This is a genomic window from Streptomyces sp. NPDC101234 (genome assembly GCF_044767525.1).
Classification (GTDB): domain Bacteria; phylum Actinomycetota; class Actinomycetes; order Streptomycetales; family Streptomycetaceae; genus Streptomyces; species Streptomyces sasae.
The window spans coordinates 110,527-132,816 of sequence record NZ_JBIWOA010000022.1 but is presented as its reverse complement, the minus strand read 5'-3'; the positions used below and the strand labels follow the sequence as shown (position 1 = coordinate 132,816).

18 protein-coding genes and 1 riboswitch are annotated in these 22,290 nt (G+C 71.4%); of the genes, 10 read left to right on the top strand and 8 right to left on the bottom strand.

All coding sequences use genetic code 11. The features are described 5' to 3' along the window. Positions 1–6: 6 nt before the first annotated feature. From ACIRR9_RS34405 to ACIRR9_RS34390, 4 genes are all read right to left on the bottom strand, one after another. Entirely contained in the window at positions 7–687 is a 681-nt protein-coding gene (locus ACIRR9_RS34405) for a response regulator (protein ID WP_403760028.1), read from the bottom strand. Then, positions 684–2,345, bottom strand: coding sequence for an ATP-binding protein (locus tag ACIRR9_RS34400; RefSeq protein ID WP_403760026.1), 1,662 nt, complete (start codon positions 2,343–2,345; stop codon positions 684–686). Before ACIRR9_RS34400 ends, ACIRR9_RS34405 begins: the two co-directional genes overlap by 4 nt. An 82-nt stretch (positions 2,346–2,427) precedes the next feature. Next, a complete protein-coding gene (locus tag ACIRR9_RS34395; protein ID WP_403760023.1) occupies positions 2,428–3,372 on the bottom strand; it encodes a sucrase ferredoxin in 945 nt (314 codons plus the stop codon). Between the two features lie 68 nt (positions 3,373–3,440). Next, positions 3,441–4,697, bottom strand: coding sequence for a citrate synthase (locus tag ACIRR9_RS34390; RefSeq protein WP_403760020.1), 1,257 nt, complete (start codon positions 4,695–4,697; stop codon positions 3,441–3,443). A 110-nt stretch (positions 4,698–4,807) separates the two neighbouring features. On the opposite strand from ACIRR9_RS34390, the gene ACIRR9_RS34385 reads away from it, so the two are divergent. After that, entirely contained in the window at positions 4,808–5,974 is a 1,167-nt protein-coding gene (locus tag ACIRR9_RS34385; RefSeq protein WP_403760018.1) for a citrate synthase, read from the top strand. A gap of 179 nt (positions 5,975–6,153) precedes the next feature. Here the strand turns inward: ACIRR9_RS34385 and ACIRR9_RS34380 are convergent, their stop codons facing one another. Further along, complete coding sequence (locus ACIRR9_RS34380; protein WP_365348243.1) at positions 6,154–6,390, bottom strand: hypothetical protein; 237 nt, start codon at positions 6,388–6,390, stop codon at positions 6,154–6,156. A 119-nt stretch (positions 6,391–6,509) separates the two neighbouring features. Then, positions 6,510–7,046 carry a DUF6082 family protein gene (locus tag ACIRR9_RS34375; protein WP_403760014.1) on the bottom strand — a complete coding sequence of 179 codons (537 nt, stop codon included), beginning with the start codon at positions 7,044–7,046 and terminating at the stop codon, positions 6,510–6,512. 319 nt (positions 7,047–7,365) lie between these two features. On the opposite strand from ACIRR9_RS34375, the gene ACIRR9_RS34370 reads away from it, so the two are divergent. Continuing rightward, the gene (locus tag ACIRR9_RS34370) at positions 7,366–8,433 is read left to right on the top strand and encodes a CobW family GTP-binding protein (protein WP_403760011.1); all 1,068 of its coding nucleotides are present in this window, start codon (positions 7,366–7,368) and stop codon (positions 8,431–8,433) included. Here ACIRR9_RS34370 and ACIRR9_RS34365 read toward each other — a convergent pair. Further along, a complete protein-coding gene (locus ACIRR9_RS34365) occupies positions 8,430–10,886 on the bottom strand; it encodes a DNA topoisomerase (ATP-hydrolyzing) subunit A (RefSeq protein WP_403760132.1) in 2,457 nt (818 codons plus the stop codon). The genes ACIRR9_RS34370 and ACIRR9_RS34365 overlap by 4 nt on opposite strands. A gap of 265 nt (positions 10,887–11,151) precedes the next feature. Between ACIRR9_RS34365 and ACIRR9_RS34360 the strand changes: the two genes are divergently transcribed. The 4 genes from ACIRR9_RS34360 (at position 11,152) to ACIRR9_RS34345 (ending at position 16,007) form a co-directional block, all read left to right on the top strand. Next, positions 11,152–12,555: a M16 family metallopeptidase gene (locus ACIRR9_RS34360; RefSeq protein WP_384558112.1), complete on the top strand. Its 1,404-nt coding sequence runs from the start codon at positions 11,152–11,154 to the stop codon at positions 12,553–12,555. Beyond that, entirely contained in the window at positions 12,552–13,940 is a 1,389-nt protein-coding gene (locus tag ACIRR9_RS34355; RefSeq protein ID WP_403760008.1) for a M16 family metallopeptidase, read from the top strand. Before ACIRR9_RS34360 ends, ACIRR9_RS34355 begins: the two co-directional genes overlap by 4 nt. Before the next feature lie 243 nt (positions 13,941–14,183). After that, a riboswitch (cyclic di-AMP (ydaO/yuaA leader) is annotated at positions 14,184–14,347 on the top strand. A 12-nt stretch (positions 14,348–14,359) separates the two neighbouring features. Further along, on the top strand, positions 14,360–15,115 hold the full coding sequence (locus tag ACIRR9_RS34350; RefSeq protein WP_403760005.1) for a M23 family metallopeptidase: 756 nt from the start codon (positions 14,360–14,362) through the stop codon (positions 15,113–15,115). Between the two features lie 196 nt (positions 15,116–15,311). Next, entirely contained in the window at positions 15,312–16,007 is a 696-nt protein-coding gene (locus ACIRR9_RS34345; protein WP_316780637.1) for a GntR family transcriptional regulator, read from the top strand. Between the two features lie 251 nt (positions 16,008–16,258). Here ACIRR9_RS34345 and ACIRR9_RS34340 read toward each other — a convergent pair whose 3' ends face one another. After that, complete coding sequence (locus ACIRR9_RS34340; RefSeq protein WP_189262368.1) at positions 16,259–16,540, bottom strand: HPr family phosphocarrier protein; 282 nt, start codon at positions 16,538–16,540, stop codon at positions 16,259–16,261. 177 nt (positions 16,541–16,717) lie between these two features. Between ACIRR9_RS34340 and ACIRR9_RS34335 the strand changes: the two genes are divergently transcribed. From ACIRR9_RS34335 to ACIRR9_RS34320, 4 genes are all read left to right on the top strand, one after another. After that, positions 16,718–19,642 (top strand): GNAT family N-acetyltransferase, encoded by a 2,925-nt coding sequence (locus ACIRR9_RS34335; protein WP_403760002.1) that lies wholly within the window; start codon positions 16,718–16,720, stop codon positions 19,640–19,642. A gap of 143 nt (positions 19,643–19,785) precedes the next feature. Beyond that, complete coding sequence (locus tag ACIRR9_RS34330; protein ID WP_365348259.1) at positions 19,786–20,373, top strand: DUF5998 family protein; 588 nt, start codon at positions 19,786–19,788, stop codon at positions 20,371–20,373. Further along, on the top strand, positions 20,373–21,566 hold the full coding sequence (locus tag ACIRR9_RS34325) for an alkaline phosphatase family protein (protein WP_384558104.1): 1,194 nt from the start codon (positions 20,373–20,375) through the stop codon (positions 21,564–21,566). The genes ACIRR9_RS34330 and ACIRR9_RS34325 overlap by 1 nt, the downstream gene beginning before the upstream one ends. Positions 21,567–21,610: 44 nt before the next feature. Beyond that, positions 21,611–22,255, top strand: coding sequence for a thymidine kinase (locus ACIRR9_RS34320; protein WP_123973538.1), 645 nt, complete (start codon positions 21,611–21,613; stop codon positions 22,253–22,255). Positions 22,256–22,290 lie beyond the last annotated feature (35 nt).

Sequence of the window (22,290 nt, the reverse complement as noted above, 5' to 3'; positions counted from 1 at the left end):
CACGACTCACGCGCGGGTCGCCCACACGTAACGGTGTTCGGGGCGGCCCGCGTCGCCGTATTTGAGGGTCAGCAGGGCCCGTCCCGTGCGTTCCAGGAGCTTCAGGTAACGCTGGGCGGTCTGGCGGCTCACCCCGGTCCGCTCGGCGATCTCCTGGGCCGACAGCGGGCCCTCGGCGCTCATCAGCGACTGGCGCACCAGATCGGCGGTGGTGGTGGAGTGCCCCTTGGGCAGCCCGGGTTCGGACGGGGCGGAGAGGGCGCCGAAGATGCGGTCCACCTCGGCCTGTTCGGCCTCGCCGCCGCCGTCCAGAGTGCGGCGCAGCCGCGCGTACGCCTCCAGCTTGGCGCGCAGTCCCGCGAACGCGAACGGTTTGACCAGGTACTGCAGCGCGCCCTGCCGCATCGCCGCCTGTACGGTCGACACGTCCCGGGCCGCCGTCACCATGATCACGTCGGTCTGATGGCCGCGCCGGCGCATCTCCTGGAGCACGGCGAGGCCCGTGTCGTCGGGCAGGTAGTGGTCCATGAGGACCAGGTCCAGGCGGGGGAGTGTCTCCAGCCGGCGCAGGGCCTCGGCCGCGTTGTGGGCCGCGCCGGCCACATGGAACCCGGGCACCTTCTCGACGTAGGCGGCGTTGACCCGGGCGACCCGGGTGTCGTCGTCCACGACCAGGACCTCGATCATCGTGCCTCCGTGTCGGCCGGTGCGAGCGCCGGTGCCGGCGCCAGCTCCGGTTCGGTCAGTGCCTCGGGGAGTACGACCGTGAACCGGGCGCCCCCGCCGTCCGCCTCGCCCACGGTCGCGCTGCCGCCCTGCCGTTCGGCGAACCGGCGCACCAGGGAGAGTCCGATGCCCCGCTTGCCGTGCGCGGGTGGCTTCTTGGTGGACCACCCTTCGGTGAAGACCAACTCCCGCTGCTCCGCCGGAATCCCCGGCCCGGTGTCATGCACCCCGAGGACGATCGTGCGGCCCTCGGCGCACAACTCGACCTCCACGCGCGCGTGCGGAGTGCCGGCGACCGCGTCCAGCGCGTTGTCCACCAGGTTGCCCACGACCGTGACCAGGCCCCTCGGGTCGACCAGCCGGTCCGGGAGCCAGGTGCGGTCGGACACCCACAGGGCGACCCCGCGCTCGGCCGCGACGGTCGCCTTGCCGACCAGCAGGGCGGCCAGCAACGGGTCCTGGATCTTCTCCGTGACCTGCTCGGCGGTGACCCGGTGGTCGCCGACCACCTCGCCGACGAACTCCACGGCGTCGTCGTACATCTCCAGCTCCAGGAACCCGAGCAGGGTGTGCATACGGTTGGCGTGCTCGTGGTCCTGGGCGCGCAGGGCGTCGATCAGCCCGCGCGTGGAGTCGAGTTCGCGGCCGAGCTGCTCCAGTTCGGTGCGGTCGCGCAGGGTGGCGACGGCGCCGCCGTCGTCGGTGGGCATGCGGTTGGCGACCAGCACCCGCTGGCCGCGCACCGTGAGCAGATCGGTGCCGGTCACCCGGCCGGCCAGGACATCGGTCGTACGGCCCTCGCCGAGCGCCTCGTCCGGGGAGCGGCCGACGGCCTCGTCGCCGATGCCGAGGAGCCGTCTCGCCTCGTCGTTCAGCAGGCGGATGCGGCCGCCGCGGTCGAGGGCGACGACGCCCTCGCGGATGCCGTGCAGCATCGCCTCGCGCTCCGCCAGCAGCGCGGAGATGTCGGAGAAGGCCAGGTCACGGGTCTGCCGCTGGACCCGCCGGGAGATCAGCCAGGCGGCCAGGGCGCCGACCGCGAGAGCGCCGCCGGCGTAAGCGAACAGCACTGGGATCGTGCCGAGCAGCCGCGCCCGCACACTGTCGTAGGCGATGCCGACCGAGACCGCCCCGATGATCCGGTGTTTCGAGTCGTACAGCGGCACCTTGCCGCGCGCGGAGCGCCCCAGGGTGCCGCTGTCGATCTGCATGACCTCCTTGCCGGCCAGTGCCTCGTCGGGACTGGTCGAGACATGCTGGCCGATCTCCGAGGGCGTGGGGTGTGACCAGCGGAATCCTCCCAGGTCCATCACCACGATGTACTCGGCGTGGGTGGCCTTCTGGATCCGCTCCGCCTCCTCCTGCACCGGCCCGTCCACGGTGGGCCGGGTGGTCAGGACGCCCTCGGCGATCTGCGGGTCCTGGGCCGTGGTCTCGGCGATCGCCAGCGCTCTGCGCATCGCCTCCTGGTCCAGCTGTTTGCTCAGCGGTGCCAGGAAGAGTCCGGTCGCGAGCACCGCGACCCCCGCCGCGATCGCCAACTGCATCAGCAGGATCTGGGAGAACACCTTCCGGGGCAGCCGGGGGCGCAGACGGCGCGCTGGGGGCGTGGGGCTCATACCCACGAAGGTACGTGCGCGGGCCAGCAGCGCTTAAGGGGTGTGGCGTGGATCTCTTGACCGCCTCTTGGGGAGACCGGGATCAGCACGCCAGCGCCGTCGTCGCCCGCAGTTCCCGCAGCGACACCACGTCCATCCGGGCCGGCGAGCCCAGCACCGACACCCCGCAGCTCTCCGGGCGGGGCGGCAGGGAGGCGCCCTGGGCCACGCTCACCCGCCAGCGGCGGCCGTCGGTGTGGGCGACGGTGACATCCCAGCGGGGGGCCGCGCCCTCGGTCCGTACGACGCTCAGCACGCCCGCCGCGTACTCGCCCGCCGCCTCGCGCACGGCCAGCTCGGCCGCCTGGCCGGGCCGTTCCCAGGCGGAACAGCCGCGGCACCCCTCCAGCACCACACGGCCCTCCTGGACACCGTGCAGGACCTCCTTGACGGCATGGGCCTCGGCGCGACCGTACGCATAGCCGTACGGCAGGACGAGCAGGGTCGGTGAGAAACGATGACCACCCAGATGGGTGACCTCCCACGTGCCCTGTACGCCGGACACGGCCAGTTCGGCGGCGAGCGGGCGGCCCAGCAGTGCGCAGCAGCGGTCGCGCTTGCCGTTGGTGCAGACGAGCGCGAGCGGGCTGCCCGCGTGCGGCCGGCCGCCGAGCGCCGTGCCGAACGAACGGTGGTCGCCCGCGCCCAGCGCGGCGAAGTCGAGGCCGAGCAGCTGCCGCGGGTCGCGGGTGGTGGCGCTGTGCAGCCAGACGTTCCCGGGGACGGTGTGGGCCACGTACACCTGGCGTACGGCGGGGGTGCCGGGGTCGGCGTGGCGACCGGGCCGGCGGATGAGCGCGACCCGTACGCCGGTCCCCTCGGCGGCGGCCTCCAGGGCGCGGCCCAGCGTGGGGTCCAGATGGGTCGAAGTGAGCGCCTTGGCACCCCACGGGCCGGGCTGTTCCAGCAGCAGCCACGTCGTCGCGGTGGCGGCGGTGCCGGAAACGGGCTCGTCGAGCATCCGGGAGACGGTTGCGCACCTACTCACAGAGGTGAGCCTAACCTGACTTCACCCGGGGTGACTTCCGGCCTCGGCCGTTCGCGCTGTCCGCGGGGCTACTCGGGCAGCGGCTGTGGCGGCTTCGGACCGACGTAGTGGCCGCTGGGACGCATCCGCAGCGGGCGTTCGCCGTACTCCTCCAGGGCATGGGCGATCCAGCCGGCCGTCCTGGCGACGGCGAAGATCGTCTCGCCCGCGGTGGCGGGCATGCCGCAGGAGGCCGTGAACACGGCCAGCGCCAGGTCGACATTGGCGTGCAGCGGGGTGTGCCGGGCGGTCGTGGCGACGATGTCCCGGGCCGCGAGCAGGGCGGGCTGCGCGCGAGGGACCTCCTCCAGGAGCGCGAACAGGGCACTCGCGCGCGGGTCCTCGCCCTGGTAGAGGCGGTGGCCGAGTCCGGGGATACGGCGGCCCGCGCGGAGTTCGTCCGCGATCACCGTGACGGCGGTGCCCTGGTCGAGGACGTCGAGCAGCATCCGGTGGGCGAGGCCGCTGGAGGCGCCGTGCAGCGGGCCTTCGAGGACGCCGAGCCCGGCCGACACGGCCGCGTACGCGTGGGCGCGCGCGGAGGCGGCGACCCGGACCGCGAGCGTGGAGGCGGCCAGGTCGTGGTCGACGAGCAGCGCGAGCGCGGTGTCCAGGACGCGCACGGCGGCGTCGTCCGGGTCGATACCGGTCAGCCGGCGCCACAGGCGATGGGCCAGCGGGCCGTCGTCGTGGCGGCGCCGGTGCTGCACCGGCAGGGCGGTCACCAGCGTGGGGATCAGCACGCGCGCGGTGCCGAGGACGGCCTCCTCGGACAGGTCGAAGCGCAGCGGGTCCTCGGCGGCCGCGGCGATCGTGGCCACCCGCAACCGGTCGGTGGGGGAGGTGTGTTCCGGTAGTGCGTCGACGGCCCGGCGGGCGGTGGCGACGGTGGCCTCCGGGGCGGTGAAGGTCATGCCCCGGTTCATCCGGCCCGTCCACAGCCACTCGGCCACTTCTTCGTAGGAGTGGCGTGCGGCGAGCTCGGTGGCGTCGACGCCCCGGAAGAAGTACCGATCCTTGTCGATCAGAGTGATCCGGGTGCGGACCGAAAGATCGCCGCCGGAACCCGGACTCCCCACGGCCTCCCGCCGGTTGCGCCGGGCGAGCGCCTCCACCTCCTTGGCGTCGAAGGTGCTGGCGCGGCCACCGGGTTCACGCCTGCTTCTGAGCTGACCGCGGCTCACATAGGCGTAGACGGTCTCGGGCTTCACGCCGAGCAGCTCGGCGGTCTCCTTGGTGCTCAGCCGCCGCGCGGGACTGCCGGGAACGGGTTGTTGATCGCGCATGGGCGCCACCGTAGCCGCCTTCGACATGCATTGAATCAATCAATATTGACAAGATCTGAGTCAATCATAGACAGTCGAATCAAGTTCAGGGAGGAAAACGGAGGCACGTCATGACCGTCAACAGGACCGCGTCGACTCTGGTCGAGGTACCGCGCGGGCTGGCCGGCGTCGTCGTCACGGACACCGAGGTCGGTGATGTCCGGGGAGTCGAGGGCTTCTACCACTACCGCCAGTACTCGGCCGTCGAACTCGCGCGCACCCGCGGCTTCGAGGACGTCTGGCACCTGCTGATCCACGGTGAACTGCCGGACGCGGAGCGCGCCACCGCCTTCGCCGCCGAGACCGCGGCACTGCGCCGCCTGCCCGACGGGGTCCGGGCGGCCCTGTCCGCGGTGGCCGCGGCGAGCGGCAGGTCCGGACCTCTGGCCGGGATGCGCACCGCGCTCTCGCTGCTCGGCGCGGCCCAGGGGTTCCGGCCGGTGTACGACATCGACGCGGACCGGCGGCGGGCCGACACGGTCGCCGCCTGTGCGGCCGTACCGACACTGCTCACCGCGCTGTACCGGCTCGGACAGGGGCTCGACCCCGTGGAGCCCCGTGAGGATCTCTCGTACGCCGCCAACTACCTCTACATGTTGACGGGTTCGGAACCCGATCCCCGGCGGGCGCGTGCGGTCGAGCAATACTTGATCTCAACCATTGATCACGGATTCAATGCATCAACGTTCACCGCGAGGGTCATCGCGTCGACGGGCGCGGACGTCGCGGCCTGTCTGGTGGGAGCCGTCGGCGCGCTCTCCGGGCCGTTGCACGGCGGCGCGCCCAGCCGGGCACTGGAAACCCTGGACGCGATCGGGGCGCCGGACCGGATCGACCCGTGGATCCGTGAGCGGGTGCTCGCCGGCGACCGCGTGATGGGTTTCGGGCATGCGGTCTACCGCACGGAGGACCCGCGTTCCCGCATGCTGCGCGAGATCGCCCAGGGCTTCGGCGGTCCCCGGGTCGACTTCGCCGTCGAGGTCGAACGCCACGTCGAGCGCATCCTCGCCGAACTGAAGCCCGGTCGCGAACTCCACACCAACGTCGAGTTCTACGCGGGCGTGGTCATGGAACTCTGCGGCCTGCCCCGCGAGATGTTCACCCCGACCTTCGCGGCGGCCCGCGTGGTCGGCTGGAGCGCCAACATCCTGGAACAGGCGGCGGACTCGAAGATCATCCGCCCGGTGGCACGGTATGTGGGGCCGGTGGCGCCGGCGGCGGTGCCCCAGATGGCGTGACCCTGGGCGACCGGGAACACACGAGGCCCGGCACGATGGTGCCGGGCCCGGACGGCCGTGCAGGCAGGGGCGGGGTGGTCCTGCTGGGTGAGGGCGGGTCTTGAACCGCTCAACGCTGGTGTGCGGCGGCTGGGACGCGACGAGGCGATGGATCGGCTCGCTGCCCGAGCGGTCACGGTTCAGGAGTCGGGAATGTCCGCCTTGGCGTGTACCAGCGTCTCCCGCGTGATGATGACGATGCGTTCGTAGTCCGCGCGACCGGCGTCGGAGGGCAACATGTGTTCGAGCTCTGCCGTCGCCTCCGTACCGATGACGGCGAAGCGGCCGTCAGCCAGTTCGAAGATGTCTGGGCAGGTTTGGCCGTTCAGGCTGCCTCGCTCGCGTGGCGACGCGCCAAGGCGGCGCAGAATTTTCAACAGAACCCCGATCCTTGCGTTGAGATGGGACAAAGAACAGGGCAAGTAAAACAGCGTGGCTGTTGTTCCTGCTGTTGATTCGCTGAAGCGTGCTATGTGCGAGTGTCAGTTGACGCAGCTCAGGGGGCTTCTTCGGGTGGCTCGCCGATCACCCACCACTCGTCGGTGTCGGCTTCCTCCAGGTCCTCGATCAGGCTGTCCATCATCCGGCCCACGCGGGCCTCGTCGGAGGAACCGGCAAGGCTGCTTCGATGATGGCGGGTGGCCTCCCAGTACTCTCGGAAGATCGGGTTCTGGCAGGTGATCCGGAGATATCCGTGCAACTCTTCCCAGGTCACCACCTGGATGCGGTACGCGAGCAGGGCGTTGGAGTAAAGCGCGTTGGCGAAGAGGAACTGACGATGCTTCGAGGGCGGTACGGCGCCGCCATGGGTGTCCAGCACCGCTGCCAGGGAAGGGTCCTCGATGGCCTTGCTCAGCAGCTCCCACTGGAGACGCTGCTGGCGGGCGAGATCGGTGTGGTGCTGTTGCTCGAGCAGATACGTTTCACGGGCCCGCCGCTGCTGGGCCAGTAGGGCGCCCGCCACGGCCGCTGCGGCCAGTCCGGCCGCAGCGAAGCAGATGCACCCTCGTATCCCAGTCTTCTGTGTGGTCATGTCAACCCCCGAATCACGCGACCGTCCGCCGGGCGTCGGAGTGCGGGGTGGTTGACGGGGACCGGCGAGCGGTGGGCGGCGCTTGCCGTCTCCCAGGGTGCCGAGCCGATGTGGTCGGCGGGGAGGCGGAGAAGAGGCGCACAGAAGGAAGCGAGGGTCGCACGAACCGGCGCCTTGCCCAACGTCTGCCCCGCGTGTGCTGCTGACAACCGTTCGCTTCGCGAGGTTCGTGCCGCTCGTATCCTGGGGTGGCATTCGATCCCCGGAGGTGTGCCGACCCGCGAGTCGGTGCGCGCGTCCACGTCAGGAAGGCCCCCTGTTGGAGCACCACCGCAGCCCCCGGCAGATCCCGGTCGTCGTACTCGCCGGATTCCTGGGCTCGGGGAAGACCACGCTCCTCAACCACCTGCTGCACCGCAGCGGCGGCAGCCGGATCGGGGCGATCGTCAACGACTTCGGCGCCATCGAGATCGATGCCATGGCCGTGGCCGGCGCCCTCGGCGACTCGACCGTCTCGCTGGGGAACGGGTGCCTGTGCTGTGCCGTCGACGCCAGTGAGCTGGACGTGTACCTGGAGCGGCTCGCGAACCCGGCCACCGGTATCGACGTCATCGTGATCGAGGCCAGCGGTCTCGCCGAACCCCAGGAACTCGTCCGGATGCTGCTCGCCAGCGAACATCCCGGGATCGTCTACGGCGGCCTCGTCGAGGTCGTGGACGCCGCCGAGTTCGACGGCACGCGCGCCCGGCACCCCGAGATCGACCGGCATCTCGCCCTCGCGGACCTCGTCGTCGTGAACAAGCTCGACCGGGCCGAGCGGGGCGGTGAGCGTGTCCTGGAGCTGGTGCGGTCGCTCACCGACCGGGCCGCCGCCGTCGTACCGGCCACCTACGGCCGTATCGATCCCGAGTACCTGTTCGACTGCCGGCCCGGCGAGGAGCGCATCGGGCAGTTGTCCTTCGACGACCTGCACGATCATGACTCCGAGGGCGAGCACGAGGGGCATCTGCACACCGCGTACGACAGTCTGTCCTTCGTCTCGGAGCTGCCGCTCGACCCCCGCAGGCTCATGACCTTTCTCGACAGCCGGCCCGCGGGGCTCTACCGGATCAAGGGGTACGTCGACTTCGGGCCGTACGACACCGGGAACCGGTACGGCGTGCATGCCGTGGGGCGGTTCCTGCGCTTCTACCCGGAGGCCTGGGGGCCGGACGAGGAACGGCTGACGCAGCTCGTGCTCATCGGCTCGGGCATCGACGCGCCCGCCCTGCGCAAGGAGTTGGAGGCGTGCACGAACGACGCCCCACACGCCGACGAGCACGGCATGTGGGGCGTCCTGCGGTACGTACAGGGTGACGAGTACGACTACGACCAGGCCGAGGCCTAGACCGGGCCCGCCACCACCGACACGGTCTTCTGCAGCGACACGCCGGAGCCGTCGCGGCGCGGGTCGATCTCCGGGAGCTCGGCCGGGGTGCCGTTCTTCTGGGCCGCCTTCGCCGGGACCGGGCCCGCCCAGGCGAAGGACAGGCAGTCCTCGCCCTTCAGGAACCGCTGGCAGCGCACACCGCCGGTGGCGCGGCCCTTGCGCGGGTACTGGTCGAACGGGGTCAGCTTGGCCGTCGTCTGCACGGAGTCGTCGAGCGTGCCGCGCGAGCCTGCCACCGTGAACACCACCGCTTCGGCCGCCGGGTCCACCGCCGTGAACGAGATGACCTTCGCACCCTCGATGAGCTTGATGCCCGCCATACCGCCCGCCGGACGGCCCTGCGGACGCACCTGGGAGGCCTGGTAGCGCAGCAGTTGCGCGTCGTCCGTGATGAAGACCAGGTCCTCCTCGCCGGTACGCAGCTCCACCGCGCCGACGATCCGGTCGCCCTCCTTCAGGGTGATGACCTCCAACTCGTCCTTGTTGGACGGGTAGTCGGGGACCACACGCTTGACCACGCCCTGCTCGGTGCCGAGGGCGAGCCCCGGCGAGGACTCGTCCAGCGTGGTCAGGCAGACCACCGTCTCGCCGTCCTCCAGGGAGAGGAACTCGGACAGGGGCGCACCGCCCGCCAGGTTCGGCGCGGTCGCCGTCTCCGGGAGCTGCGGCAGGTCGACCACATTGATCCGGAGCAGCCGGCCCGTCGAGGTCACCGCGCCGATCTCGCCGCGCGCGGTCGCCGGGACCGCAGAGACGATCACGTCGTGCTTGGCGCGCCGTCCGTCGGCGTCCTCCGGGAACGGCTCGCCGTTCGTCGTGCGCGCCAGCAGGCCCGTCGAGGACAGCAGCACCCGGCACGGGTCGTCGGCCACCTGGAGCGGCACCACGGCCGCCGCCGCACCCGACGCCTCCAGCAGGACCGTACGCCGCTCGGTGCCGAACTTCTTGGCCACCGCGGCCAGTTCGGCCGAGACCAGCTTGCGCAGCTCCGCGTCCGACTCCAGGATCCGGGTCAGCTCGGCGATCTCCGCGGTCAGCTTCTCCTTCTCCGCCTCCAGCTCGATTCGGTCGTACTTGGTGAGGCGACGCAGCGGCGTGTCGAGGATGTACTGGGTCTGGATCTCCGACAGCGAGAAGCGCTCCATCAGGCGCTGCTTGGCCTCGGCGCTGTTCTCGCTGGAGCGGATCAGCCGGATGACCTCGTCGATGTCGACCAGGGCGGTCAGCAGACCCTCGACCAGGTGGAGACGGTCGCGGCGCTTGGTGCGGCGGAACTCGCTGCGCCGGCGGACCACCTCGAAGCGGTGGTCGAGGTAGACCTCGAGGAGTTCCTTGAGGCCCAGGGTGAGCGGCTGGCCGTCCACCAGGGCCACGTTGTTGATGCCGAAGGACTCCTCCATCGGCGTCAGCTTGTAGAGCTGCTCCAGGACCGCCTCCGGCACGAAGCCGTTCTTGATCTCGACGACCAGACGCAGCCCGTGCTCGCGGTCGGTGAGGTCCTTGACGTCGGCGATGCCCTGCAGCTTCTTGGCGTTGACCAGGTCCTTGATCTTGGCGATGACCTTCTCGGGGCCGACCGTGAACGGCAGTTCGGTGATGACCAGGCCCTTGCGGCGGGCCGTCACCGTCTCCACCTCCACCGTCGCCCGGATCTTGAAGGTGCCGCGGCCCGTCTCGTAGGCGTCCCGCACGCCCTCCAGGCCGACGATCCGGCCGCCGGTGGGCAGGTCGGGGCCCGGGACGTGCTTCATCAGCGTCTCAAGGTCCGCGTTCGGGTAGCGGATCAGGTGCCGGGCCGCCGAGATCACCTCGCCGAGGTTGTGCGGCGGCATGTTGGTCGCCATGCCGACGGCGATCCCCGACGAGCCGTTGACCAGCAGGTTCGGGAACGCGGCGGGCAGCGCCACCGGCTCCTGCTCCTGGCCGTCGTAGTTGGGCGCGAAGTCGACCGTGTCCTCGTCGATCGACTCGGTCATCAGGCTGGTCGCCTCGGCCATCCGGCACTCGGTGTACCGCATGGCGGCCGGCGGGTCGTCGTTGCCCAGCGAACCGAAGTTGCCGTGGCCGTCGACCAGCGGGACCCGCATCGAGAACGGCTGGGCCATGCGCACCAGCGCGTCGTAGATCGACGCGTCGCCGTGCGGGTGCAGCTTGCCCATCACCTCGCCGACCACACGCGCGCACTTCACATAGCCGCGCTCGGGGCGCAGCCCCATCTCGTTCATCTGGTAGACGATCCGCCGGTGCACCGGCTTGAGACCGTCGCGGGCGTCCGGCAGGGCGCGCGAGTAGATGACCGAGTACGCGTACTCGAGGTAGGAGCCGCGCATCTCGTCCACGACGTCGATATCGAGGATTCTCTCCTCGAACGAGTCGTCGGGCGGCGGGGTCTTCGTGCTGCGGCGGGCCATCGCTGCCGGCTCCTTGCTCATGCGTGAACGGATCTGACGCGGACCATTGTGGACCGCGGTACTGACAACCCGGGCCAGGACCCGGTCTCCGCGGCCCGCCCCGGTGCCTCGGAGGCGTTCGGAAGCGGGTGGGACGCAGGCTACGCGATCCGCTCTGGGCGTACGTCGTGCGGGAACTTCGCCGGGTCCCCGCACGCTTGCATACAGTGGCAGGACCGGCAGAAAAAGCCGGTTCTAGACCGCTTCCGCGAGCGAAGGGACGTACATGCCCATGGGTCACACGACCACGGCCGAGGCAGGCTCCGGAGGCCTGACAGCGACCGAGCACCGCTTGGCCAACGGTCTGCGGGTGGTGCTCTCCGAGGACCACCTGACCCCGGTCGCGGCGGTCTGCCTCTGGTACGACGTCGGCTCCCGGCACGAAGTCAAGGGCCGTACCGGTCTGGCTCACCTTTTCGAGCACCTGATGTTCCAGGGCTCCGCCCAGGTGAAGGGCAACGGCCACTTCGAGCTCGTCCAGGGCGCGGGCGGCTCGCTCAACGGCACCACGAGCTTCGAGCGCACCAACTACTTCGAGACCATGCCCGCCCACCAGCTGGAGCTCGCCCTCTGGCTGGAGGCCGACCGGATGGGCTCCCTGCTCGCCGCCCTGGACGACGAGTCGATGGAGAACCAGCGGGACGTCGTCAAGAACGAGCGCCGCCAGCGCTACGACAACGTGCCCTACGGCACGGCGTTCGAGAAGCTGACCGCCCTCGCCTACCCGGAGGGCCACCCCTACCACCACACGCCGATCGGCTCGATGGCCGACCTGGACGCGGCCACCCTGGAGGACGCCCGCGCGTTCTTCCGCACGTACTACGCGCCCAACAACGCCGTCCTGTCGGTCGTCGGCGACATCGACCCGCAGCAGACGCTCGCCTGGATCGAGAAGTACTTCGGCTCCATCCCGGCGCACGACGGCAAGCCCGCCCCGCGCGACGGCTCCCTGCCCGAGATCATGGGCGAGCAGCTGCGCGAGGTCGTCGTCGAGGAGGTCCCCGCGCGGGCGCTGATGGCCGCCTACCGGCTCCCGGAGGACGGCACGCGCGTGTCCGACGCGGCCGACCTGGCCCTCACCGTCCTCGGCGGCGGTGAGTCCTCCCGCCTCTACAACCGCCTGGTACGGCGCGACCGTACGGCCGTCGCGGCCGGCTTCGGCCTGCTGCGGCTCGCCGGGGCGCCCTCCCTGGGCTGGCTGGACGTGAAGACCTCCGGTGACGTCGAGGTGCCGGTCATCGAGGCCGCCATCGACGAGGAGCTCGCCCGGTTCGCCGAGGAGGGCCCCACGCCCGAGGAGATGGAGCGAGCCCAGGCCCAGTTGGAGCGCGAGTGGCTGGACCGGCTCGGCACCGTCTCGGGCCGCGCGGACGAACTGTGCCGGTTCGCCGTCCTGTTCGGCGACCCGCAGCTCGCCCTGAACGCCGTCCAGCGCGTCCTCCAGGTCACCCGCGAGGAGGTCCAGGAGGTCGCCAAGGCCCGTCTGCGGCCCGACAACCGCGCGGTGCTCGTCTACGAGCCGCTGTCCGCGGAGTCCGCGGAGCACACCCAGGAGGCGGGGCGCGGCGAGGACCCGGAGCAGGAAGCGACCGTAGAGGCCGGCAACGATAACGAGGAGACGGCCAAGTGACCGAGCTCGCCAGCATGGACTTCCATCCGCAGCCCCAGCCGGGCGAGGCCAGGCCCTGGGCCTTCCCGGCCCCCGAGCGCGGCACCCTGGACAACGGCCTGACGGTGCTGCGCTGCCACCGCCCCGGCCAGCAGGTCGTCGCCGTCGAGGTGCTTCTCGACGCGCCCCTGGACGCCGAACCGGCGGGCCTGGACGGCGTTGCCACCATCATGGCGCGCGCGTTCTCGGAGGGCACCGACAGGCACTCCGCCGAGGAGTTCGCCGCCGAGCTGGAGCGGGCCGGCGCCACGCTCGACGCGCACGCCGACCACCCCGGCGTCCGCATCAGCCTGGAGGTCCCGGCCTCCCGCCTCGCCAAGGGCCTCGGGCTGCTGTCCGACGCCCTCAGGGCGCCCGCGTTCGCCGACAGCGAGGTCGAGCGGCTGGTGCGCAACCGCCTCGACGAGATCCCGCACGAGCTGGCCAACCCCAGCCGCCGGGCCGCCAAGGAGCTCTACAAGGAGTTGTTCCCGGCGACCGTGCGGATGTCCCGTCCGCGTCAGGGCACCGAGGACACGGTCGAGAAGATCGACGCGGCCGCCGTCCGCGCGTTCTACGACCGGCATGTCCGCCCCGGCACCGCCACCGCGGTCGTCGTCGGCGATCTGACCGGTATCGACCTGGACGAGCTGCTCGGCGAGACCCTGGGCGCCTGGCACGGCTCCACCGCCCAGCCCCGGCCGGTTCCCTCGATCAGCGCCGACGACACCGGCCGTGTCGTCATCGTGGACCGCCCCGGCGCCGTCCAGACGCAGCTGCTCATCGGCCGCGTCGGCTCCGACCGGCACGACCGCGTCTGGCCCGCCCAGGTGCTCGGCACCTACTGCCTCGGCGGCACCCTCACCTCCCGCCTGGACCGCGTCCTGCGCGAGGAGAAGGGCTACACCTACGGCGTCCGCTCCTTCGGGCAGGTCCTGCGCTCCGCCCCCGACGGCAGCGGCGCCTCGATGCTGGCCATCAGCGGCTCCGTGGACACCCCGAACACCGGCCCCGCCCTCCAGGACCTGTGGACGGTGCTGCGCAAGCTCGCCGCCGAGGGCCTCACGGACGCCGAGCGCGATGTCGCCGTGCAGAACCTCGTCGGTGTGGCGCCGCTCAAGTACGAGACGGCGGCGGCCGTCGCCGGCACCCTGGCCGACCAGGTCGAGCAGTACCTGCCGGACGACTTCCAGGCCACGCTGTACCGCCAACTCGCGGGCACCGGCACGGTGGAGGCCACCGCGGCGGTCGTGAACGCCTTCCCGGTGGACCGGCTGGTGACCGTGCTCGTCGGTGACGCGGCACAGATCAAGGAGCCCGTCGAGGCGCTCGGGATCGGCGAAGTCACCGTCGTCGCGGCGGAGTAGTTCCACGCAGTTCCACGCAGTTCCACGCAGTTCCACGCGTAGCTCCACATAGCTCCACGCGCGCGTGCGGAGCCCTGGTGGCCGTCGGCCACCAGGGCTCTCGTATGTCCGAATTGGGGCGGAGGTTGCCTGTCTGCCCTGTGGGATGCGCTACAAAAACCGCGATTCGTTTGGGTATTGAAAGCACGCCCTCATAGGTTCTTCCGGGCTGTCCGTCAGGCACTGCGCCGCGCCCGCGGCACCGGACAGTCATCGCCGAGTCCCCGTACGGCGCGAGCCAGGGGAGCCGGGGACCCATGCAGTCCCTGGGGTGAATCGGGCGCCCGCGCGTGTCGCGAGGGGGCCCGTAGGAGACCTTCCTGCTCCGAACCCGTCAGCTAACCCGGTAGGCGAGAGGGAAGGAAAGGACCAGCCTCTACATGGCGTTCATGTGCGCCTCCGGGAAGCACCGTCGTCCCGGCCGGGTGAAGCGCACCACCGCGCAGGCCGCCGGTATCGCGGCCCTCACCACCACCGGTGTCATCGGCACCGTCTCGGCCGCTCCGGCGCTCGCCGCCGAGAACTCCGTCGAGCAGACCGGCCTCACCCCGGTCATCACGGTCAGCGACTCGGTCGCCGACCAGATCGACGCCCAGGCCGCCACGCAGCAGGCCGCCGCCGAACGCAAGGCGGCCGAGGAGGCCGCCCGCAAGCAGGCCGCGGCAGAGGCCAAGAAGGAGCGCGAGGCCAAGGTGCGCGCCGCCCGCGAGGCCGAGCGCAAGCTCCTGAACGCCTTCGTCGCGCCGATCTCCGACTCGTACGTCTCCACCGGCTACAAGACCGGCGGCTCCCTGTGGTCCTCCGGCACCCACACCGGAATCGACTTCCACGCGGCCAGCGGCACGGTCGTGCACGCGGTCGGCACCGGCACGGTCGTCTCCACGGGCTGGGGCGGGGCGTACGGCAACCAGATCGTCATCAAGATGGCCGACGGCATGTACACGCAGTACGGACACCTGTCGTCCATCGGCGTCTCGGTGGGCCAGAAGGTCACCCCGGGCCAGCAGATCGGCCTCTCCGGCTCGACCGGCAACACGACCGGACCGCACCTCCACTTCGAGGCCCGCACGACCCCGGAGTACGGCTCCGACGTCGACCCGGTCGCCTACCTCCGCAAGCACGGCGTGAACGTGTGACGCGGATGATGTGAGCACCGCGAGATCCTTCGAAGCCCCGGCCCCGAGCCGGGGCTTTCGCCGTTTTCGTGCCCCCGGTGTCCAAAATATATCCCTGGATTCCGGCCCGCCGTCGGAAATTCCCGCTCATTGCAATAGAGTCACCGAACGGGCGCCACTCGGCGGCGTTTCACGGGGATTAAGGCGGAGGTCGGACATGCGTATTCCGGCGCACTCGGTATGCACTGCGATCCGGGACGACATCGTCGCGGGTGTCTACGAGCGCGGCAGCCGGCTCACCGAGGAACTCCTGGCCCGCCGCTACGGCGTCTCGCGCGTCCCCGTCCGCGAGGCCCTGCGCACCCTGGAGGCCGAGGGCTTCGTGGTGACGCGCCGGCACGCGGGCGCGTGCGTCGCCGAACCGACCGAGCAGGAGGCCGCCGACCTGCTGGAGATGCGCCTGCTCCTGGAGCCGCTCGGCGCCTCCCGGGCGGCCCAGCGCCGCACCGAGGCCCACCTCAAGGTGCTGCGCGGACTCGTCCGGCTGGGCCAGGAGCGGGCCAGGCGGGGCAACAGCGAGGACCTGCGCTCGCTGGGCGGCTGGTTCCACGAGACGCTCGCCCAGGCCTCCGGCAGCCAGGCCCTGACCTCGACACTCACCCAGCTGCGGCACAAGATCGCCTGGATGTACACCGTCGACGCGCCCGCCGACCCCGTGGACTCCTGGGCCGAGCACGGCGCCATCGTGGACGCGGTGACACGTGGCGACGGAGAGCGTGCACGGGCGGTCACCGCACTGCACACCGAGCGCTCGACGGCTGCGCACCGGCTGCGTTTCGCCGGCGGCGCGGACCGGGCGAACGGTGTGAGGACTTCGCAACACCCCGTAAACATGTCGGGCCTGCGGCATTAACACGCGCACCGTATACAAAGAGGTGTTATTCGGTGGAGCCGTATTTCCGCTGCCCTTATTCATGCGTGCCGGGAATTCCCGGTGGCATGTCATTCGCGTGCCCGCTGCAAATGTTCGGCGCGGTGCAAAAGACCTGCCGTGTGCGAGCGGGCATCGACGCCGGGTAAAGCCGGGAGACGGAAACGGCGAGGCCGCGCCGCCCTCGAACGGGGTGGCGCGGCCTCGGTCGTGAGGTGCGGGCGCTATGGCGCTCAGACGGTCTCGGGGAGCTCCTCGAGACCCTCGGCGACCAGCTTGGCGAGGCGGTCGAGGGCGGCGTCCGCGCCCTCGGCCTCGGAGGCGAGGACGATCTCCTCGCCGCCCTGGGCGCCCAGGCCCAGGACAGCCAGCATGGAGGCCGCGTTGACGGGGTTGCCGTCGGCCTTGGCGATCGTCACCGGGATACCTGCGGCCGTGGCGGCCCGGACGAAGATGGAAGCGGGGCGGGCGTGGAGACCCTCGGCCCAGCCGACGTTGACGCGGCGCTCAGCCATGTGATGCTGCCCTTCGGTTTTCAGGGTTGTCTAGACCAGTTTCCCATATCGTGAAGCATCCCCGGAGCGGGCATGGGCCCCCTCCGGGTGTGTCGTCGGACCGCGGCCTCGGCCCGACTTCCGTCCTGCACAGACTGCCTCGCGCCGTTGTCGGACGCGAGCCGTACTCTGGGGCCCATGCAGACCCCGGCGGACCCGCAGGACCGGCACGAGTACCCGTCCCACTGGGAGGCGGACGTGGTACTGCGCGACGGCGGCACCGCGCGCATCCGGCCCATCACCGTCGACGACGCCGACCGCCTGGTCAGCTTCTACGAGCAGGTCTCGGACGAGTCGAAGTACTACCGCTTCTTCGCGCCGTACCCCAGGCTCTCCGCCAAGGACGTCCACCGCTTCACGCACCACGACTTTGTGGACAGGGTGGGACTCGCGGCCACCATCGGCGGCGAGTTCATCGCAACCGTACGCTATGACCGCATTGGCCCGGGCGGCATGGCCGCCTCCGCGCCCGCCGACGAGGCCGAGGTGGCCTTCCTCGTCCAGGACGCCCACCAGGGGAGAGGCGTCGCCTCCGCTCTCCTGGAGCACATCGCCGCCGTCGCGCGCGAGCGCGGGATCCGCCGCTTCGCCGCCGAGGTGCTGCCCGCCAACACCAAGATGATCAAGGTGTTCATGGACGCCGGCTACACCCAGCAGCGCAGCTTCGAGGACGGCGTCGTCCGCCTGGAGTTCGACCTGGAACCCACGGACCGCTCCCTCGCGGTCCAGCGCGCGCGGGAGCAGCGCGCGGAGGCCCGTTCGGTACGACGGCTGCTGGCGCCCGGATCCGTGGCCGTGATCGGTGTCGGCCGCTCGCCCGGCGGGGTCGGCCGCAGCGTCCTCGGAAACCTCCGCGAAGCCGGCTTCACCGGCCGCCTGCACGCCGTGAACCAGGCCTTCCCGGCGGACCTCAAGGAGGTCGACGGGGTGCCCGCCCACCGATCCGTCCGGGACATCGACGGGCCGGTGGACCTGGCCGTCGTCGCCGTACCCGCCGAGCACGTCCCCGACGTCGTCACCGAGTGCGGCGAACACGGCGTCCAGGGCCTCGTCGTCCTCGCCGCCGGGTACGCGGAGAGCGGCCCGGACGGCCGCGAACGCCAGCGCGAACTCGTCCGGCACGCGCGCACGTACGGCATGCGGATCATCGGCCCCAACGCCTTCGGGATCATCAACACCGCCGCCGACGTCCGCCTGAACGCCTCCCTCGCGCCCGAGATGCCCCGCCCCGGCCGCATCGGCCTGTTCGCCCAGTCCGGCGCCATCGGCATCGCCCTGCTGTCCCGGCTGCACCGGCGGGGCGGCGGCGTCACCGGCACCACGGGCGTGTCCACCTTCGTGTCGTCGGGCAACCGCGCGGACGTCTCGGGCAACGACGTCCTCCAGTACTGGTACGACGACCCCGACACCGACGTCGTCCTCATGTACCTGGAGTCCATCGGCAACCCGCGCAAGTTCACGCGTCTGTCGCGGCGGACGGCGGCGGCGAAGCCGCTGGTCGTGGTGCAGGGCGAGGGGTCGGCGCCGCAAGGACACGCGGTACGGGCGACGCGGCTGCCGCACGCCACGGTGTCCGCGCTGCTCAGGCAGGCCGGAGTGATCCGCGTCGACACGATCACCGAGCTGGTCGACGCGGGGCTGCTGCTCGCCCGGCAGCCGCTGCCGGCGGGGCCGCGCGTGGTCATCCTCGGGAACTCGGAGTCGCTGGGGCTGCTCACGTACGACCGATGCCTGGCCGAGGGGCTGCGCCCGGCGCGGCCGCTGGACCTGACGACCGGGGCGACCGCGGCGGACTTCCACCGGGCGCTGTCGGAGGCGCTGGCCGACGAGTCGTGCGACGCGGTCGTCGTGACCGCCATTCCGACGATCGGGGAGGGGGCGGTCGGGGACGCGGAGCTGGCGGAGGCGCTCAGGTCGGCGGCCGAGGGCGTTCCGGGCAAGCCGGTCCTTGTGGTGCACGTGGAGCTCGGCGGGCTCGCGGAGGCGCTCTCGGCCGCGGGCCGTACCGCACCGCAGGCAGCTGTACCGGCACCCGGCACCGGGGGCGGTGCCCACCCGTTCCGCCCTGCGGAACGCCTGCCCACCGCGGTGGCGGCAGATGACAGGACACCGCCCGCTGCGGCAGCCGTCCAGGCCCCACCCGCCGTCGGCACCGAAACCGCGAAGCCCTCCACCTCTCACCCTTGCTCCCGCCTGATCCCCGCCTACCCCGCCGCCGAACGCGCCGTGCGTGCCCTCGCCGAAGCCGTGAAGTACGCGCAGTGGCGGCGGGAGGCCGCCGAACCCGGCAAGGTGCCCGAGTACGACGACATCGACGAGAAGGGGGCCGCCGAGCTGATCGGCGGGCTGCTCGAACGCGGGGAGGGGCTCACCCTCGGTGTCGAGGAGACCTGCGCGCTGCTCGGCAAGTACGGCCTGGACGTGCACCGGGCGCTGCCCGCGCCCACCGCGGACGCCGCCGTCACGGCCGCCCGTGACCTCGGCTATCCGGTCGCCCTCAAGGCCACCGCCCCTCACCTGCGCCACCGCGCGGACCTGGGCGGGGTGCGGCTGGACCTCGCGGACGAGGAGCAACTGCGCCGGGCGTACGCCGAGTTGACGGAGCTGTTCGGGCAGCCGGAGGAGCTGCGTCCCGTGGTGCAGCGGATGGCGCCCCGGGGCGTCGACACCGTCGTACGGGCCGTGATCGATCCGGCTGCCGGGGCCGTGCTGTCGTTCGGGCTCGCGGGGGCCGCGTCGCAGCTGCTGGGGGACATGGCCCACCGGCTGGTTCCGGTCACCGACCGGGACGCGGCCTCGCTGGTGCGGTCGATCCGCACCGCGCCCCTGCTGTTCGGCTGGCGTGGCTCGAAACCGGTCGACACGCCTGCCCTGGAGGAGCTGCTGCTGCGCGTCTCCCGGCTCGTCGACGACCATCCCGAAGTGGTCGCGGTCACTCTGGAGCCCGTCGTGGTCGCCCGGCAGGGCGTGAGCGTCCTCGGTGCCACCGTCAGACTCGCGCCACCGCCGGCCCGTGACGACCTGGGTCCGAGGACCCTGCCCGCGTACCGAGACGAGTACTGAGACGAACGCTTACTGAGATGAGCACTGAGACGAACGCCTATTGAGACGAGCACTGAGACGAACGCCTGCCTCGGGCGACAGCGTTCGAGGCGGGTGCCCGCGACTGGCCCGGGTCCCCCTGCCCACGGATTAGGATGGACGCCATGGCCAAGACCAGTACGACGACCCAGGGGCTGCGCGTCGCGATCGAGCGCAGCGGCTACTACCCGGCCCTCGTGGCCGAGGCGGTGGAGGCTGCCGTGGGCGGTGAGCCGATCCGGTCGTACCTGGTCCACCAGGAGACGACGTTCGACCAGAACGAGGTCCGGCGGCATGTGACCGTGCTGGTCCTCACCGGCAACCGCTTCATCGTCAGCCACACCGACGAGCAGGCCGCCGACACCACCTCCCCGACGCCGTACGCCACCACCTCGACGGAGTCGGTCAAGCTCGGCCGGATCTCGTCCGTCGTGGTGAGCCGGGTCGTCGCCAACCCGGAGCAGTACACGCCGGGCACCCTGCCCCGCGAGATCGTGCTGACCATCGGCTGGGGCGCCGTCTCCCGGATCGACCTGGAGCCCGCCGCCTGCGGCGACCCCAACTGCGAGGCCGACCACGGCTACACGGGCAACTCGACGGCGGACGACCTCAGCCTGCGCGTCAGCGAGGCCGGGGACGGCCCGGAGACGGTGCGCCAGGCGCTCGCCTTCGCCCAGGCCATCTCTGAGGCGACCGCGGACGTCACGCGCTGATGGCGTACGCCGCCTGGGACCACCCGGAACCCCTCACCCTCGCCTCCGCGCCGCTCCCCGAGTACGGCAGCGGCTCCCTCGCCGACCTGCTGCCCACCCTGGCCGCCGGCATGGCCGTACCCGGAATGACCGCGTCGATCACGGAACTGACGCCCGCCGACCGCAACTGCGTCTTCCTGATCGACGGCCTCGGCTGGGAGCAGCTCAAGGCCCACCCGGACGAGGCGCCCTACCTCACCGCGCTGCTCGGCAGCTCGCGCGGCGGCACGGGACGGCCGATCACCGCCGGCTACCCGGCGACCACCGCGACCTCGCTCGCCTCCGTCGGCACCGGCCTGCCGCCGGGCGCGCACGGCCTGCCCGGGTACACCGTCCGCAACCCGGCCACCGGCGAGCTGATGAACCAGCTGCGCTGGCAGCCGTGGTCCGACCCGGCCGCCTGGCAGCCGTACCCCACCGTCTTCCAGCTCGCCCAGGACGCGGGGGTGCACGCCGCCCAGGTGTCCTCCCCGCACTTCGAGCACACCCCGCTCACCAAGGTCGCGCTCAGCGGCGGAACGTTCCACGGGCGGTTGACGGGCGAGGAGCGCATGGACCTCGCGGCGGAGCAACTGGCCGCCGCCGACCGTTCCCTGGTGTACACGTACTATGCCGAGCTGGACGGCGCCGGGCATCGCTACGGCGTGGACTCCGACACCTGGCGCGGCCAGCTCATGCACGTCGACCGGCTCGTCCAGCGGCTCGCCGAGCAGCTGCCGCCGCGCAGCGCGCTGTATGTCACCGCCGACCACGGCATGGTCGACATCCCGTTCGACGAGCAGCACCGCATCGACTTCGACGAGGACTGGGAGCTGCGGGCCGGGGTCGCCCTGCTCGGCGGCGAGGGCCGGGCCCGCCATGTGTACGCGGTGCCGGGCGCCGGGAACGACGTGCTGACCTGCTGGCGCGAGGTGCTCGGCGAGCAGTTCTGGGTGGCCTCGCGGGACGAGGCGATCGCCGCGGGCTGGTTCGGCCCGCCGGACCGGTTCGAGGGGCGGGTGTACGACCGGATCGGTGACGTGGTCGCGGCCGCGTACGACGACGTGCTGATCATCGCCTCCGAGCGGGAGCCCAAGGAGTCGACGATGGTCGGCAACCACGGCTCGATGACCCCCACCGAGCAGCTCGTACCCCTGCTCGAAGTACGCTCCTGACGCCTCCCCCTCCCGACGACTCGCCGAAAGGTGCTCAACTCCTCATGCCCGAGCTGGTGTTCTTCTCCGGAACGATGGACTGCGGGAAGTCGACCCTGGCTCTGCAGATCGAGCACAACCGGTCGGCCCGCGGTCTCGTCGGCATGATCTTCAGCCGCGACGACCGCGCGGGCCACGGCAAGCTCTCCTCCCGCCTCGGCCTGGTCACGGACGCGGTCGAGGTCGAGGACGGCCAGGACCTGTACGCCTACCTGGTCGACCATCTCTCCCAGGGCGGCCGCGCCGACTACGTCATCGCCGACGAGGCGCAGTTCCTGGCGCCGGAGCAGATCGACCAGCTCGCGCGCGTGGTCGACGACCTGGGCATGGACGTGTACGCGTTCGGCATCACCACCGACTTCCGCTCCAAGCTGTTCCCCGGCTCCCAACGGCTGGTGGAGCTGGCCGACCGGGTCGAGGTGCTCCAGGTGGAGGCCCTGTGCTGGTGCGGCGCCCGCGCCACGCACAACGCCCGTACGGTCGGCGGCGAGATGGTCGTCGAGGGCGCCCAGGTGGTCGTGGGTGACGTCAACGGTTCGGTCGGGAAGGTCGGCTACGAGGTGCTGTGCCGACGCCACCACCGCAAGCGCATGACGAGCGCGACGGCCCGGGCGGCGGCGCTGTCCCCCGACGTACTGCCGGTCACATAAGCCCGTCCGGCACGCCTCCGCCCGGTCCGACACGA

Excerpts from the sequence above, each read along its gene's own strand:
- ACIRR9_RS34405 (WP_403760028.1), bottom strand. The coding sequence starts at position 687 with ATGATCGAGGTCCTGGTCGTGGACGACGACACCCGGGTCGCCCGGGTC.
- ACIRR9_RS34400 (WP_403760026.1), bottom strand. The coding sequence starts at position 2,345 with ATGAGCCCCACGCCCCCAGCGCGCCGTCTGCGCCCCCGGCTGCCCCGG.
- ACIRR9_RS34390 (WP_403760020.1), bottom strand. The coding sequence starts at position 4,697 with ATGCGCGATCAACAACCCGTTCCCGGCAGTCCCGCGCGGCGGCTGAGC.
- ACIRR9_RS34385 (WP_403760018.1), top strand. The coding sequence starts at position 4,808 with ATGACCGTCAACAGGACCGCGTCGACTCTGGTCGAGGTACCGCGCGGG.
- ACIRR9_RS34375 (WP_403760014.1), bottom strand. The coding sequence starts at position 7,046 with ATGACCACACAGAAGACTGGGATACGAGGGTGCATCTGCTTCGCTGCG.
- ACIRR9_RS34365 (WP_403760132.1), bottom strand. The coding sequence starts at position 10,886 with ATGGCCCGCCGCAGCACGAAGACCCCGCCGCCCGACGACTCGTTCGAG.
- ACIRR9_RS34360 (WP_384558112.1), top strand. The coding sequence starts at position 11,152 with ATGCCCATGGGTCACACGACCACGGCCGAGGCAGGCTCCGGAGGCCTG.
- ACIRR9_RS34350 (WP_403760005.1), top strand. The coding sequence starts at position 14,360 with ATGGCGTTCATGTGCGCCTCCGGGAAGCACCGTCGTCCCGGCCGGGTG.
- ACIRR9_RS34345 (WP_316780637.1), top strand. The coding sequence starts at position 15,312 with ATGCGTATTCCGGCGCACTCGGTATGCACTGCGATCCGGGACGACATC.
- ACIRR9_RS34340 (WP_189262368.1), bottom strand. The coding sequence starts at position 16,540 with ATGGCTGAGCGCCGCGTCAACGTCGGCTGGGCCGAGGGTCTCCACGCC.
- ACIRR9_RS34335 (WP_403760002.1), top strand. The coding sequence starts at position 16,718 with ATGCAGACCCCGGCGGACCCGCAGGACCGGCACGAGTACCCGTCCCAC.
- ACIRR9_RS34330 (WP_365348259.1), top strand. The coding sequence starts at position 19,786 with ATGGCCAAGACCAGTACGACGACCCAGGGGCTGCGCGTCGCGATCGAG.
- ACIRR9_RS34325 (WP_384558104.1), top strand. The coding sequence starts at position 20,373 with ATGGCGTACGCCGCCTGGGACCACCCGGAACCCCTCACCCTCGCCTCC.
- ACIRR9_RS34320 (WP_123973538.1), top strand. The coding sequence starts at position 21,611 with ATGCCCGAGCTGGTGTTCTTCTCCGGAACGATGGACTGCGGGAAGTCG.